10 protein-coding genes and 2 pseudogenes are annotated in these 14,272 nt (G+C 68.5%); 3 read left to right on the forward strand and 9 right to left on the reverse strand.

Annotated features, from left to right (window positions below; genetic code table 11):
- Positions 1–132: 132 nt before the first annotated feature.
- Positions 133–1,507: pseudogene (locus ACFVZW_RS07475) on the reverse strand (cryptochrome/photolyase family protein).
- A gap of 80 nt (positions 1,508–1,587) precedes the next feature.
- Between ACFVZW_RS07475 and ACFVZW_RS07480 the strand changes: the two are divergent.
- Entirely contained in the window at positions 1,588–2,037 is a 450-nt protein-coding gene (locus ACFVZW_RS07480; protein WP_384518096.1) for a DUF5914 domain-containing protein, read from the forward strand.
- Between the two features lie 19 nt (positions 2,038–2,056).
- On the forward strand, positions 2,057–2,908 hold the full coding sequence (locus tag ACFVZW_RS07485; RefSeq protein WP_384518394.1) for an oxygenase MpaB family protein: 852 nt from the start codon (positions 2,057–2,059) through the stop codon (positions 2,906–2,908).
- Positions 2,909–3,286: 378 nt separating this feature from the next.
- Here the strand turns inward: ACFVZW_RS07485 and ACFVZW_RS07490 are convergent, their stop codons facing one another.
- From ACFVZW_RS07490 to ACFVZW_RS07525, 8 genes and pseudogenes are all read right to left on the reverse strand, one after another.
- Positions 3,287–4,252: a TerC family protein gene (locus ACFVZW_RS07490; protein ID WP_384518099.1), complete on the reverse strand. Its 966-nt coding sequence runs from the start codon at positions 4,250–4,252 to the stop codon at positions 3,287–3,289.
- A 360-nt stretch (positions 4,253–4,612) separates the two neighbouring features.
- On the reverse strand, positions 4,613–4,837 hold the full coding sequence (locus ACFVZW_RS07495; RefSeq protein WP_384518102.1) for a hypothetical protein: 225 nt from the start codon (positions 4,835–4,837) through the stop codon (positions 4,613–4,615).
- A gap of 331 nt (positions 4,838–5,168) precedes the next feature.
- Complete coding sequence (locus tag ACFVZW_RS07500; RefSeq protein WP_384518105.1) at positions 5,169–8,096, reverse strand: CHAT domain-containing protein; 2,928 nt, start codon at positions 8,094–8,096, stop codon at positions 5,169–5,171.
- Positions 8,093–8,710, reverse strand: a complete 618-nt coding sequence (locus tag ACFVZW_RS07505) for a hypothetical protein (protein ID WP_384518108.1) — start codon at positions 8,708–8,710, stop codon at positions 8,093–8,095. The genes ACFVZW_RS07500 and ACFVZW_RS07505 overlap by 4 nt, the downstream gene beginning before the upstream one ends.
- A 27-nt stretch (positions 8,711–8,737) precedes the next feature.
- Entirely contained in the window at positions 8,738–9,547 is an 810-nt protein-coding gene (locus ACFVZW_RS07510; protein WP_384518110.1) for a hypothetical protein, read from the reverse strand.
- Between the two features lie 866 nt (positions 9,548–10,413).
- Positions 10,414–10,509 (reverse strand): annotated as a pseudogene (locus ACFVZW_RS07515) (IS5/IS1182 family transposase); the annotation flags it as partial.
- Positions 10,510–10,550: 41 nt separating this feature from the next.
- On the reverse strand, positions 10,551–11,825 hold the full coding sequence (locus ACFVZW_RS07520) for a geranylgeranyl reductase family protein (RefSeq protein ID WP_384518113.1): 1,275 nt from the start codon (positions 11,823–11,825) through the stop codon (positions 10,551–10,553).
- Between the two features lie 358 nt (positions 11,826–12,183).
- On the reverse strand, positions 12,184–12,663 hold the full coding sequence (locus tag ACFVZW_RS07525; RefSeq protein WP_384518116.1) for a hypothetical protein: 480 nt from the start codon (positions 12,661–12,663) through the stop codon (positions 12,184–12,186).
- Between the two features lie 682 nt (positions 12,664–13,345).
- Here ACFVZW_RS07525 and ACFVZW_RS07530 point away from each other — a divergent pair.
- Positions 13,346–14,179, forward strand: a complete 834-nt coding sequence (locus tag ACFVZW_RS07530; RefSeq protein WP_384518119.1) for a hypothetical protein — start codon at positions 13,346–13,348, stop codon at positions 14,177–14,179.
- Positions 14,180–14,272: the final 93 nt, after the last annotated feature.

Raw genomic sequence — 14,272 nt, forward strand, 5'->3', positions numbered from 1 at the left:
ACCCGCCTTTGTGGCGGGTCGACCCACCCCACCCCCCCGGCTCCCCCCCCCCGGGGGGGGGCGGCGTGCCGCCCCGCCCCCGGGGGCCCGGCCGAGGCGGCTTACAGGATCCGGCGCTGACGGTGGAACCCGTCAGGCGACGCCCCGAGCGTGGCGGAATCGCGCCAGGCCGTCGGGGAGTTCGACCAAGGGTTCCGGGTAGTCGAGGGATGCCCGGTCGAGTCCGGTGAGCCGCCAGGGCTCGTGGACGGCCGGACCATCGAGCCCGGCGAGCTCGGGGACCCAGCGCCGCACGTAGTTGCCGTCAGGGTCGTACCGCTTGGCCTGCAGCACCGGATTGAGGACGCGATTGGGCCTGGTGTCGGTACCGGGTGCCCGCCACCCATTGCCAGTTGAGCTGGTTGTTCGCCACATCGCCGTCCACCAGCAGATCGAGGAAGTGGCGTGCGCCCTCCCGCCAGTCGATGTACAGCGTCTTGGTCAGGAAGGAGGCGGCGATCAATCGGCCTCGGTTGTGCATCCAGCCCTCGTGGGCGAGCTGCCGCATGGCGGCATCGACCAGGGGGTAGCCGCTTCGCCCCTCGCGCCACGCCGCGAGATCCGCTTCGGCGTCCGTGCCGCGCCTCCAACGGTCGTGACGTGGACGGTAGTCCGCGCCCGCCGCCCTCGGCCGCGCCGCGAGCACCTGATGGTGGAAGTCACGCCAGCACAACTGCCGTACGAACGCCTCGGCCCCGGCACCGCCGCGCTTCCTCGCCCGATGCACGGCCTCGACGGCGGAGACGGCTCCGAAGTGGAGGTACGGCGAGAGACGGGAGGTGACATCCCCCGCGAGGTCGTCATGGCGATCCTCGTACGCGCCGACGTGATCCGACAACCAGGAGCCCAGCCGCTTGCGCCCTTCGCTCTCCCCTCCCGCGGCGAGTCCCGGTGACACGTCCGCGATCGCGGACCGCCGTGGCATCCGCTCCGACCGCACCGCCGAGGGCACGAGCAGGGCCTTGGGGGCGGCCAGCGGTGTCCGGAGGGGTTCGCCGGCCCAGCGCTTGTAGTAGGGCGTGAACACGGCGAAGTGGTCCGAGCCGTACGGGGTGACGTCACCGGGCGGCACGACGGTCACGACGCCGTCGTGCACGTAGAGCCGACAGCCGTCCTCCTCGAGCGCCTCGCGCAACCGTGCCTCCCTGGCCCTGGCGAAGCCCGTCACACCAGCAGCCATGTGCACCTCGTCGGCTTCGGTCTGCCGCACCAGGGACCGGACCTCGGTCACGGTGTCGCCTTCGCGCACCACGAGACGGCCGCCGCGGTCCTTCAGTCCCCGGTCGAGGTCCGAGAGGCAGTCCGCGAGGAAGGCGAGCCGATTGGGCGCTGCGAATCCGGCCCGGTCCACGGCGCGGTCCCGGACGAACACCGGTACCACTTCCTGCGCCCCTTCGTGCGCGGCCCTCAGCGGTGGGTGGTCATGGACCCGAAGGTCAGAGGTGTACAGAACGACGGAGACGGTCATCGCGCCCTCCCTGCTCGTCCGCCGGGCGCGCGAACGTCGCCGGCGTACTGGTTTCGCACTCCTACATCTGCGGTTCCCAGATGTGTCTCGTATCGGATGCGTGCGGCACGGGTGAAGACAGGCAAGCGCCTCGACCCGTGGCGCGGGCCTGGCTGCACCCGTTCTCCTTCGTGGACCTGAAGGTGCCCACCACTCCCACAGGTGAGCTGCCGGACGAGGAGGACTCCCTGGTCGTACGGGTGTCGTTCAAGCTGCCCGGGCGTACGGTGGTGCCAGTGACGGCGGCCTTCACCGCTCCGGAACCCATGACGGTCACCAGGCGAATCGTGGACCGGCTCCGTGGTGGAAACCCACGCCACCCTGCTTCGGGGCAGGGTCGGGCGCCTGAGGCGGGACGGTCTCGCGCACCCGGTAGGTCCCCGGCAGGCCCGGGCACGGGCCCCCAGCCTGGTCCGGGCGGGCGTGTGCTTCGAGTAATCCGAAAGGAGGCTCGTTCCTGTGCACCTGGTGCTGGTCGGCAAGCTGCGTGAGAAGGCCGGCGAGTCGCTGATGCGGCGCGTGGCGGGCCCCACTGCCCATCAGAAGCGTGCCCGGATCCACCAGACGCCGGGTCCTCGCTGGTTCAGCCCGGACAGGCCGGTGCGGACCGTGCACGCGGACGCTTCGATGTACATCGGGGGGTTGGCCGCTCTTCTGCTGCAGTCGCTGCATCCCGTCGCCATGGCGGCGGTATGGGCGCACTCGGGGTTCCGCGGTGATCCCTGGGGCCGCCTTCAGCGCACCAGTACGTTTCTGGCGGAGACGACGTTCGCAACGGCGCAGGACGCCGAGCGTGCGGTCGAACGGGTGCGTGGTGTGCATGCGCGGGTGACCGGGACCACGTCCGACGGAGTGGCCTACCGCGCTTCGGATCCGTCGTTGCTGGCCTGGGTGCACATCGCCGAGACGTACTGCTTTCTGGAGGCATATCAACGGTACGGCCGTGGTGTGCTGACCAGCTTGCAGCAGGACGGCTACGTCGAGGACATGGCGTCGGTGGCCCGGCGGCTGGGCATCGTCGACCCGCCCATGACCGTCGCTGCTCTGGTCGCTTCGCTCAGCAGTCGGCGCGGTGAGCTGGCACCGACGGAAGAGTCTTCGGCGACGGCGCAGTATCTGCTGGCCGCTCCGCCCCTGCCGCGGCCTGCCCGCCTTCCGTACGCCCTCCTGGCGGCCGCGGCCGTGGACCTGCTGCCGCCATGGGCGCGAGAGCACCTTGCCCTGCCGATGAGAACCCGGCTGCTCCTGCGTGTCGCACGGCCCGGTGGCCTGGCCGTCACCTCGGCGATCCGCTGGGTGATACCCCCGCTGCCCTCGCGCACCGGTCAGCGCCGGGCCCCAGGGGGAAGGTCCGGCATGTGAGGCTCAACGCGGCGGCGGCTCGTTCGGGCGCGGCCCCATGGTTCCGGGGCGAAGGGGGCGCATTTCGTGCAGTGGGTGGCGGTACGTGCGGCAGCGCCTCAGGAGGGTGCCTGGCCTTCGGGGCGCGGGCTTCGGTCGGCCTCCGGCTCCTGTCTTTCCGCTTGTCCGGCTTCGGAGCAGGAGGGGTTCGTGCAGCGTGTATCGGCGTACTGCGGGACGTAAATGCCCATCGTCTTGTGCCGATGGATGGTCGCCGGCAGCGGTTGCTTGCAAGACGGGCAGAGATGCCCAGGGCGGGTTGCCGCAGGGTGCTCTTCTTCGTACATGAATCGACTTTACGTCCATTTTGCCCTAATTTGAAGCAATCCTGGGAGATTGTCACTTGCCGTGTGCCGTGTCGTCGCCATCAGTCGGCAGTGGCCGCAGGAGGCTCAAGGCGACGGACACGGCGAGGACGACAATGATCACAGCGAGACTCACCGGCGAGGGGATCTCCGGGATCGCGGGGCTGATCAGCTTGTGAGAGGCCTGCAGGGCCAGTTTCACGCCGATGAACGCGAGGATCAGCGCCAGCCCCTTGCCGAGGTAGTGGAAGCGGTCCAACATGCCGGCCAGCATGAAGTACAGCGCCCGCAGTCCGAGGATGGCGAACGCGTTGCTGCTGTAGACGATGAAGGCGTCGCTGCTGACCGCGAGCACGGCGGGCACGCTGTCCACGGCGAAAACCAGGTCGGCCGCCTCGATGGCGGCCACCACGGCGAGCAGTGGTGTCGCGACCCGCTTCCCCGCCTCCTTGACGAAGAACTTGGTCCCGGCGTAGTCGTCCCGGACAGGCATGATCTTCCGGAGGAGCCGGACGGCGAGGCTCCGCCCCGGGTCGAAGCTGTTGTCCTCCTCATTGAGGATCTTGTACGTGCTGTAGAAGAGGATGGCGGCGAAGACGTACAGGACGGCCGTGAACCGGCTGACGACGGCGACGCCGGCGGCGAGGAACAGTCCGCGGAACACCAGGGCTCCGAGCACCCCGAGGAACAGCACGCGGTGCTGGTAGGCCCGCGGGACCTTGAAGTAGCCGAAGATCAATGCGAAGACGAAGAGGTTGTCGACCGACAGACTCTTCTCCAGCAACCACGCCGTGGTGTACTCGACCCCGGCCTGCGTGCCGACGACGACGAAGACGACACCACCGAAGACCAAGGCCAGACTGATCCACACTCCGCTCCACGCCGCAGCCTCGCGGAAGCCGATGACGTGAGCCTCTCGGTGGGCAAGAAGGTCGACCGCCAGTGACACCAGGACGGTGGCGGCGAAGGCGATCCACAGCCAGTAGGGCACATCGTGCACGGCGGGCCCCCGCAGGACGGCAGGAAGGGCGGCTCCCCTTAGATCCGAGTCTGCGGGACCCGGAACGAGTTGTCCTCCGGCGGGACAGCCTCGGATCCTGCCGTCGTGCAGGACCTCGGCAGCCACAGCCGACGGCGCCGCCTCGCCCAGGCGTGGCCCGTGAGGCTCAAGGGCGGGTGACGAGGGCCCGAGGACGACGACCTCCCGCGACACCGTCAGCGGTGTCATGGCCCACCACGCCATCGCACAGGAACTGCCGCCGACGCCGGCAGGCGATGTGACCCACCCTGGGATCACCGCGGATCGCCCTGCGCCGACGGACCGGGGCTCTGAACCCAAGATCGTGCGGTCGACCTCGGATCAGCCGCGCACGACGTTGACCAGCGAAGCGCCGATGGTGCCGGCTGCCATGATCAGCATCGTCAGCCGCGGCACAGCCGCGGCTTGCGATGGCTGCCGGGTGTCATTGCGCAGCAGGCGACTGCAGCTCGCGCATTCGGCGTCCCGATGGTCAGGCTGTTCGAGCCAGTAGGCTCCCGTCAGCCTGGCGAACGAGGCAACGGATTCGGTTTGCGGTGTGGTCATGCACGGACAACGACGATGGCTTGATTCCGGGTCTGGGGCTGGCACGAACGTCACCGATTCGTTAGCCCATGCCGCAGGCTGCAATCAAGCGGCCACGAACGTGACGGCCCCAGGGCCGGAGATGCCCGCTGCTCTCGCCGACCGGGAATCCAGTACGGATCGAGGCGCGGAAGGCGCCTTCGAGGGTCGGCCGAGCGGAGTGCCCCACTGCGACGTGCTGCGCACACCCCATGACCGTGGGTAACTCGATCTCGATGTCCCACAGAGCATGTGCGCCGCGCCCGGCCTGGTTGCTTCAAGGCCCCAGGTCAAGAGCCACGCCCAACCTGGCTCAGGGACCGCTGTGGATCAGGGAGGCCCACAGGTCGGGTCGGTCAGGGTACTGGCGGCGCAGCTCGAGCGTCGTCTCGTGCAGAGCTCTGGGCGCGTCGTCGGCAGCGCCGGACAGCTCGCCGTAGAACCTGCGGGACGCCACCGCACCGAAGCTGTCGTTCAACGGCCAAAGGCTTGCGATGACGTGACGGAACCCGGCCAGCTGGAAGGCGGATGCAAGGTTGAGCGATTCATCGACGTGTTCCAGGTTCCGGTACCCGGTGGAGCATGCCGACAGGTAGGCGAGCTGGGTGTCGGTGAGGGCCAGGCGGCTGATCTCAGGGATGGTCAGCATGCCATCGCTCAGGCACAGTCCGCCGTTTGAGGGGTTGCTGTAGTCGGCCAGCGCATGGCAGGCGAAGTGCGCCCAGGTGGCGGTGGACAATTCCGCGGCGACCTGTCCGGTGGTGGCGTCCTGGTTGAGCAGCGGCGGCTGGTCGGGATGGCGGCGGTGCAGGTCGAGGGCTTCGGCGAGAACGCCTGGCAATCCCGGCAGGCCCGGCGTGTTCGACAGCGCCACAGTCAACTGCCGCCGCGCTGCCGTCGAGGGGCGGTCGTGGGCATGCGCGAGGATCCGCAACGTCGGGGTGTAGGAGGAGACGAACGCATCCAGTGCGCCGGGGCGGCCCGGATGTCCGGCAGCGTGCAGCGGGAACAGGCCGAGCAGCCCGATCGGGAGCCACCAGACCCGATGCGGGGTTTCACCTGATGGGAACGCATCCCCTACCTGCCGTACGACCGTGTCCCACAGCCAGGCGAGCCGGCCCGCCATCGCAGGGTCCCCTCTCCCGGTGTGCGCGGAGTCGACCATCGCCTCGGCCTGGGCCTCGACGTCACTGGAAGACAGGTCGGGCAGTGGCACCTGCCGGGGGTCTCCTTCGGCTCTGATCAGGATGGCGTCGGCCCGATCCCGGCCGCAGTTGACCAGGACGACCGTCCCGCCGGCCGCCGCCCGCCGCAGCTCCTCCACCCGAGGTGTCATCAGGAACCGGGTGAATCCGGGATGCGTACGAATCTGGGTGACCAGGTCCCCGTACCGGTCCCAGAGGACGGACTGGGACGCCGACGATCCGGCCAGCTCCTTGCGGACCTGCCGGAACGCACGTGCCAGATGCGGGAGTTCACGGGCCAGGTCGGTGAGGTCGTCGTGCGCGTCGAGTACGGTCGCCAGCTGCATGCCGCGGCCCAGTTCGGCCTGCTGAACGGCTCGGAGCGGATCGAGGAGAGCGCAGTGTGCGGCGAATGCCTGGCTGACCAGACCGCGGTGCTCGCCGAACCATCGTTCCCGGTCGGTCCAGCTTGTTCCACGCAATGGCACGGCAGGCATCAGTTGGACGGCGGAATCCAGCACCCGCGCGGCCAGGTCGTACTGCCCGCAGGCGTGGGCGAGGGTGCCCAGGTTGCGTCCGGCCAGGGCCCGTTCGCTCGGCGAGGCACCTCGCGCCGACTCCAGCCGGGCCTCCCATGCCTCCAGCATCTGCCGGCCTGGTGCCAAGGGACGCGCGCCGGGGACGAGGTGCGCTCTGGCGAGCTGGGCGAGTACAGGGGCCACCTGCGGGTGACCGTCGGGCGTGGCGTCCAAGGCCTGCCGCAGATCCTTGATCGCGTGGTCGAGCTCGCCGCTCCCGCGATCGGTCAGGTAGAGGTGCAACCGGGCGCCGCCGCGAATGGACAGCCGGATGGGCAGTGCCGGGCTGTCACCGGGGGTCGCAGCGACGGCCCGGTCGGCCAACTCCAGGGCCCGGTCCAGGTCGGCCCGTCGGCCGTCCTTCTCATATCGTGCCGCACAGGCAACCGCGAGATTGGCCATACGACCGGCGTGGCGGGGATGCTCGGGAGGGGTGGCTTCGACGACGGGAATCTGCAGCTCGATCGAACGGTCGAGGTCGGCTGAATCGCCATCGGACTGGAAACGGCGCTGGTAGAACAACCCGGCGTTCGCCATGACGGCGAGGCCTTGATCCGGATCCTGGGTCGGGGTCTGCATCGCCTGGGTCGGGGTGTCCATCGCTCTCTCCAAGCACTCGATCGCCCGCTTCAGGTCGGTGGCGACCGAGCTGAGTTCGTTGCGGGCCCCGTAGGCCAGGCCGAGATTGGCGAGGATCATCATCCCCTCAGTGCCGTCGGCGCCAGCCTGGTCGAGCGCTTGCTCGTGACAATCGATTGCGTGATCGATATCCGCGGGTAAGCCGTGGCAAGCGGAGCGCTGGCGATAGGCGCTACCGAGTTCAGTGAGCCGAAGCGGCCGTTCGGCAAACGGAGCGGCGGCAGCGGCAAGCTCAAGGTAGGTGATGGCGTCGTCGACGTTGTGGGACCCACCGCGCTGGACATATCGGTCCAGGTGCCCCCGCGCGACCTGAGCCAACTCTTCGCAGGGCAGCGACATTCGCGAGCGGTAGTCGTCGGCCCGCAGATGGGTCCATGACCATGTGCGCGGACGGGGCGGGCTGATCGACCGGGGGATGCCGGCACAGATGTCGCAGCGTTCGGCCGCCGGCCCGACCGGGCCGCCGCAGTCCGGGCAGTGCGCCAGGCCGAGCTGGATCAGCATGGCCGGAGCCTGTGGGTTGCCCAGGTATGCCGCGTACGCAAAATGGACGGCCGCCTGCTCCGGCTGGCCGAGGTGGCGCAGGGCCGTACCGAGGGCGAACCGGCCGCTGCCGTGGTCAGGATCGAAGTACACGCACAGCGCCAGTGGATACAGCGCACCGGCAACGTCGTCGCTGTTCATCCTGCTGGCGCCGAGCATGAACTGGCAGCCGACCGAGGTCGGGGTCAACTCGGCCGCGGTGGCCAGCAGCTCTGCCGCGCGGGCGTACTGTCCGCGCAGGAACAGGCCCTTGCCCTGTTCGAACAGTTCCAAGGAACGGGCCGGATCGGAGCTCACCGACCACCCTCCGCGCGGCTCGCCCTGGCCACGACGCGGTTCATGCAGACCATGCACGAGAGCCAGCCGCCCTTGCCCGCGCGAGGCGGGCACAGTGGCGGGCTTTCCAGGACACCGGACGCCAGGTATCGCTCGGTCACCTCAACCCCGAGCTGACCGGCGAACTCCCCCTGATAGACCTTCTTCGCGCAGAAGTCGCAGGTGTCACCGACCGTCGGCTGCTGGACGTTGCTCGGCCAGCGCCCGAAGACGTGCTCCCACGCGGCCGCGGCGAACTGGGCGCAGCCTCCGGGGTCGACCGCGCCCGAACGCGCCGGCACGGTGCCATGCAAGGCGTGCTCACGTGCTGCGGCACGGTCGAAGGCGAAATGCTCGCTGCAGTCCTCACAGATCAGCCAGAGGGTGGTGCTGCCTGCGGCCTGGCGGATCAGCCCGTCGAAGACGGTCGACTGACTGCGTTCAGCCCCGCCGAACGCACGCACCACCTCGGTCGCCAGCCGGAACTGGCTGCGCCAGTATGCCTCCGACAACACCACTGTCGTGGTCGTCAGGCAGTAACAGTGGGCTCGTTCGATCCTTGCGTTGCAGGTGTCGCACACCGCTTGCTTATCCATTGGTACCCCTGCCTCCCTGACGTCCGATCACGTGTTCGCCGGAATCCATGTGCCGGTAGCGGTGTCCCAGTGCAGCTCTGCTCCCCGCACACCGTCCGCGCTGATATCCAGCTCGATGGCTCCCAACCGCGCGGCGTCGTCGAAGTCCTCGGGAAGAACCAACGTCGTTCGCTGCGAACCGGGCGTGAGCACATCCAGGTCCGTGCGGCCATCCCTGTCGTTCCGCAGCAGTCGTAGCCGTCCGGCGGCGGCCACTGCCGACTCACCCAACCGTTCGCCAAGCTTGGTGGCAAAGGCTTCCACAAACGGCCCGAGGAACTTCACAGCGACGAATCCGGAGGCGAGTACGACGACTGCGGACTCGCTGAGGCGAAAGGCGTCTTCGGGGTGTCGGCCCGTGCGGTAGGACTCGTCAGAACGTGCAGCGGCCAAGCTCGGGAAGTGCTCGGTCTCGTCACCGCCCTCCAACAAGGCGGCGCGCCACCGCTCCCCGAGTTCCTCGAACTGGGCGAGGGTGTAGCCCAGCGTGCTCAAGGCCGCCTCCTCGATGTCCCGTTCGCCGAGCTGTTCGGCAAGACTCACGGCTCGGCGGCACAGGTACCTGCCTTCGCTCGTCCGGCCGGCACCCATCAGCGCCGTACCCAGATCGCACAGAGCCTGTGCCTCTGCCCTGTGATCACCAGTCGCCCAAGCGCGGGCCAGGGTGTCGGTGGTCAGGTCTGCGGGTGGGAGATTCGCTGTCATGCTCTCTTCTCGCTGATCGGCCACGCCTGGCATGTCCCGGCGCGGACATGGATGCTGGATGACGGAGACACCGGATCCGACCAGAAGCAGCATCGGAAGAGTCCTGTGGGTGTGTCCGCCGTTCGGAGACCGGTCCACTACCGGTGGCGGGCGGCGCACACACGGCAGACAGCGCCGTGAAGCAGGTAGGCGGCCCAATGGCCGACGTGCTCGGTCGTCATTCGGGGCCGGCGGCCTTCGGAGTACCAGACCTGGGTGTGCCCGTAAGCGCCCCAAGGTCGGCAGCGCTTGAGCGCGTAGACCTCCAGGACGGTCAGAACTTTGAGTCCAATGGTCAGCGAGGATGGGAAGAGCCCGAATCCTGCTGGTGATCGATGTTGGCGGGGCGCTCATGGGCTCACCCGCTCCAGATCACACGAGACAGTCATACAACGTCCACCCCCCGAGGAACATCGCTGACTCGTCTATCGGATTGAAACAGAATTCGCCCCCCATGCGCAGGCGAACCGTGGAAGTCCACGCCTGCCATATGCGTCATCGCGAGAGACCGTCATGCGCCTTCCCGGCTGGGATGGCCACATCGGCACGACCTGGCCCGTATGCGGCCTGGAGATCCACCCCGGCGGCCCGGGCGATCCCGTTCCCATGCTCACGTAACGCGGCATGCGGCCCCTCAGACAGGGAGCCACGCGACGTGCGCGGGCGCTCGCGTGCCTACCCCGTCTGGAGGCGCTCGAGCGTCGCGTAGCCACTCTCTCCCGAAGCGGAGGGCGAGGGCCTGGCGCCGGATGCGGAGTGTCTCCTCCGCTGGGGTCTGTCACCCGGGTGCGGGCCACTCGCGTGATCTCCCCGATGGCGTGGTGGGCGGATTCGGGGATCGCGGCGAAGGGGCGAGTCGAGCATTCCCGCGCTCGCGGCGGTCAGGGATGACGAGTCCGGTGCCCGGGTCACCACCGTCGGCGCCAGTACGCCGCGACCAGCCGTGACCCGTCCAGCGGAAGGCTGCACGGGCGGCCCCTGCGGACCGCATACGCACCCGCACGCCACAGAAGCGTCCCGCCAGCCCGCTTCCATCTCCCGCTCATGGAGTGTGCGCTCAGGCTGCGGGGACAGCGCGCTGGAGGGCGGTGATGACGCGATCGAGAGCGTCCTTGCTGTACGGGTCTGCGAGGTTGACCCAGAGTTTGAACATGAAGCGGCGCAGGATGGGGCGGCGAAGGGCCTTGGTGGCGACGAGCTTCATGACAGCCGGGTGGCCGAGGGCATGGACGACGAGGCGTCCGACGGTGAAGTACCGGCCGTAAGCATCGCGGATGATCTCGGGGTATGCGAGCAGGGCTTCCTCGCGTGTATGCGCGGTGGGCTGCGCGAGCGCCCGGGTGGCTGTTTCGGCTGCCAGGCGTCCGGACTCCATCGCGTAGTCGATGCCTTCGCCGCTGAGGGGATTGATCATTCCGCCGGCGTCGCCGGTCAGAAGCAGACCGCGTGTGTAGAGCGGAGACCGGTTGAGGCCGGCGGGAAGCGGTGCTCCGCGCAGCGGGCTGAGAGCGTGGGCTTCGTCGAAGTGCCCGGCGGGGGCAAGGCGCGCGGTCCACTCTCTGAAAAGCTGTCGGTGGTCGACCTTGGGTTTGAGTCCGATGTGGAAGGTGCCCACGCCAACGTTGAAGGCACCGCCGCCCACAGGGAAGACCCATCCGTATCCGAACGGCATGTACGTTCGATTACGAGAGTCACGTGCTTCCAGGTCGAGCCAGGCCTCCAACAGGTCCTCGTCATGCTGTGGCGCCGTGTAGTAGCGGCGCACGGCCACGCCCATGGGTCGGTCCCTGCGTTGCTGGAGACCGAGTGCGACGGCCAGGCGGCTCGACGCACCGTCGGCAGCGACCACCAACGGCGCCCGGTAGGTGCGAGTGGCGCCCTCCTGCTGAGCGATCACGCCGCTGACGCGGCCGGTCGTCGGGTCGACGAGGGGCTCAGTGACTTTGGTCCCCTCGTGCAGGAGCGCGCCGCTCGCCACGGCCTTCGTTGCGAGAAGGTGGTCGAAATCCATGCGGCTGCGTACGAGCCCGAAGTCAGGGAAGGGCCCTTGGCCGGGCCAGGGCATCTCCACAGTCGTGCCGGAGCCGTGGAGCCGAAGACCCCGCGTCCTGATCCAGCCATCTCCACCGATATCGAGGCCCAGGTCGACGAGTTCCTTCACGGCGCGCGGGGTGAGGCCGTCTCCACAGATCTTGTCCCGCGGAAAGGCGGCTTTCTCCAGCAGCAGGACATGATGGCCTGCCAGCGCCAAATAGTGAGCGGCGGTGCAGCCGGCCGGTCCCGCGCCGACAACAATGACGTCCGCCGAATGGCACTGTGGGGACGAAGCCATGAAACCTTCCTCTGCTGCAATGGGTCACGAGGAGCAACGGCTTCCCATGTGTACCCACGGCTGACCGCCTCGATCACCCGTCTTACGGGCGAAGCCCTCGCCGTGCCTTCACGTCGCAGTAGTGCTACGGCGTGGGCCGCGCTGGAGATTCCGCCCCGTCGTCGCTGCGACCGCAACGAGGTCCTGGATGACGCGATGCGGGCCGTCCCCACCGGGGGCGGGAGGGTGCGGCTGCCATCGAGGGCACCTGTCGGCAGTCGCCCGGCGAGGCGCGATCACGGTCTCGGAAGCTCCCGGGACGGACAGACCACGAACGTCTCCTCATCGCCGACGAGCCATATCGGCATCTGGGCCAACGTCACTTCTCCCGATACTTCTCGTCGGCCACGAGCACCGAGGTGAAGTAGACCGGCAGGCCCTCCTCGTCCCGCGGTACCTCCTGGGAGGTGTCCCGGGTGAAGGCAAGGGTGACTCCGGGGATGCAGGGGGCTCGCGGGTCGTTGTCATTGACCTGCCGGCCCTTGCGAGCGGCGTTGGCGAGAATCTCGTCGGCGGGGGTGCGGAAGACGTCGAGCCCGTCCAGCATGATCTGAACGTCGGGATCCTCGCCCTCATCGGGTCCCCAGACGGTGACCGCGGTGACCCGGTGGTCGCGTTCGAGGGCCGCTTGGAAGCCGATCCCGTCGTACTCGGTGGAGACCAGGTCGAAGTCGCGCACCTCATCGGCCGGGTACACCCGTGGCGCGCCCCAGGCCGACACCGCGGCAACCGTTTCGTCGAGCGTCATTCCCAGCAGGACGAGAGCCACGCCGCGCGGCGGATCGAGGACGAACTGCATGAGGTGGCCCATTGGGTCGGTTGCGATCGTTTCAGTATGTCGTAGTCGATCATCCAACCCCGGCGCTCCAGCATGGCCAATTCCCAGAGCGGCTGCCAGGCCGTCTCTATGACGGAGTGACCAACCTGAACGACTTCTATCCCGTACTCAACTTTGACGGCAGCCACTCGGGTTACCGACCGACGTGGTGAACCCGGTTCCTCGACTACGTGTGACCGATGAGGTGTGTAGAGCCGATCAGGCTTCTGTCGCAGATGCTCGACGACCCGGACCTGATCGACACCAAGGGCTGTTCCCGGACCCGTCTCCTGGCGGTTCTGCCGGCCAGCTGTCTGGGCAAGCCGCGGCCTCGAAGGGCGGGCAAGGCTGCGCGGCTGGTTGTGCCGGCGGTTCGCAAGGTTGTACTGAGCGATTCGGTTGGCCGCTGAGCGCGATGGTTGGCTGATCAGAGCGTTGCAGTTGGCATGCATACATCGCTCGGCGTGCACACCCTCCCCGGATCTCAGCGGGCCTGAACTGGGCGTTAGCCTCAGCGGATGACTCCTGCGCCGCCACCGAAAGTCATCACCCGCCTCCGCGACGGGCGGATCCATGCCTACGTCGTGGACTCCGGTGCCTGCGGGACGCTGGAGCCCGCCGCGGTGTTCCAGCCGCGGGCCGGCGACCAGGTCGTGGAGGTGACGTGGTACGGCACGATCTGGAGCGGGTCGTCTACACGACGCTGAACGGTGTCGTCTGCCTCACGCGCGCCGGCGACCTGGTGTGGGCTTCGGACTTCGAGCCGCGCTCTGACGTACGCCATGGCCACCGGCCTGGCTGTGCGCTGTCTCTGGACGGCCGGAGGCTGTGGCTCTACCGGCCGGATGCGATGGCGGGACGCGGGGGCGGAGACCAGTGGGTCGTGCACGACGCCGATAGCGGCGCGGTTCTCGCCCGCCGGGAGCTGGAGACGGTCGGGCACGGCGCCGGCCACCACGTGCATCCCGTGGACGGCAGCGTCTATCTCGACATCGGTGAGGGCCAGGACGGCTCCGTCATTCTCCGGGGTACGGCCGGGGCGGACAGCGAGCCGGAGTTCGTGACGTACCCGTGGTCGGACCGCTGCCTGATCGACCTGGCGCCGTCCGGACAGCAGTTCATGACCGTCGACCACGGGCAAGGGGACGTGGCATTTCACCACCACCCCAGCGGGGACGTGCTCTTCACTCTCCCCGTCGAGGCCTTTGGGTACGACCCGGAGCAGTCCTTCGTGGAATGGAGCGGCGGTTACCTGACCGAGGACACGGCCGTCGTCACTCTGGGCGGTGAGAGTCAGGACGAGGAGGAGTGGTTCCGCTACCACCTGGTCGACGTACGCACGGGCACGCTCAGCGGCGAGATCACCGTCGAGGTGACCAGCCCGTACGAGATGGTGCCCCTGGGCGACGGTTCCTGGCTCACCGACGGCCCCGACGGGCACCCCGTCCGCTGGTCCCGCGCTGTGCAGCCTTCCGCACCGCCGCACCCGGCAGGTTGAAGGGCGGTCAACGCCCTGGAATCGGCGGGTCATGCCTGTCGGTGCCGCCTGGCAGGGTTCTCCTGGTACAGGATCCTTTGAGGTGGGAGGCGT

It is taken from the genome of Streptomyces sp. NPDC059567, from assembly GCF_042735655.1.
In the GTDB taxonomy this organism is placed as follows: domain Bacteria; phylum Actinomycetota; class Actinomycetes; order Streptomycetales; family Streptomycetaceae; genus Streptomyces.

Coding starts and splice junctions, on each gene's coding strand:
- ACFVZW_RS07485 (WP_384518394.1), top strand. CDS start 2,057: ATGCGGCGCGTGGCGGGCCCCACTGCCCATCAGAAGCGTGCCCGGATC.
- ACFVZW_RS07520 (WP_384518113.1), bottom strand. CDS start 11,825: ATGGCTTCGTCCCCACAGTGCCATTCGGCGGACGTCATTGTTGTCGGC.
- ACFVZW_RS07495 (WP_384518102.1), bottom strand. CDS start 4,837: ATGACCACACCGCAAACCGAATCCGTTGCCTCGTTCGCCAGGCTGACG.
- ACFVZW_RS07505 (WP_384518108.1), bottom strand. CDS start 8,710: ATGGATAAGCAAGCGGTGTGCGACACCTGCAACGCAAGGATCGAACGA.
- ACFVZW_RS07510 (WP_384518110.1), bottom strand. CDS start 9,547: ATGCTGCTTCTGGTCGGATCCGGTGTCTCCGTCATCCAGCATCCATGT.
- ACFVZW_RS07525 (WP_384518116.1), bottom strand. CDS start 12,663: ATGCAGTTCGTCCTCGATCCGCCGCGCGGCGTGGCTCTCGTCCTGCTG.
- ACFVZW_RS07480 (WP_384518096.1), top strand. CDS start 1,588: ATGTGTCTCGTATCGGATGCGTGCGGCACGGGTGAAGACAGGCAAGCG.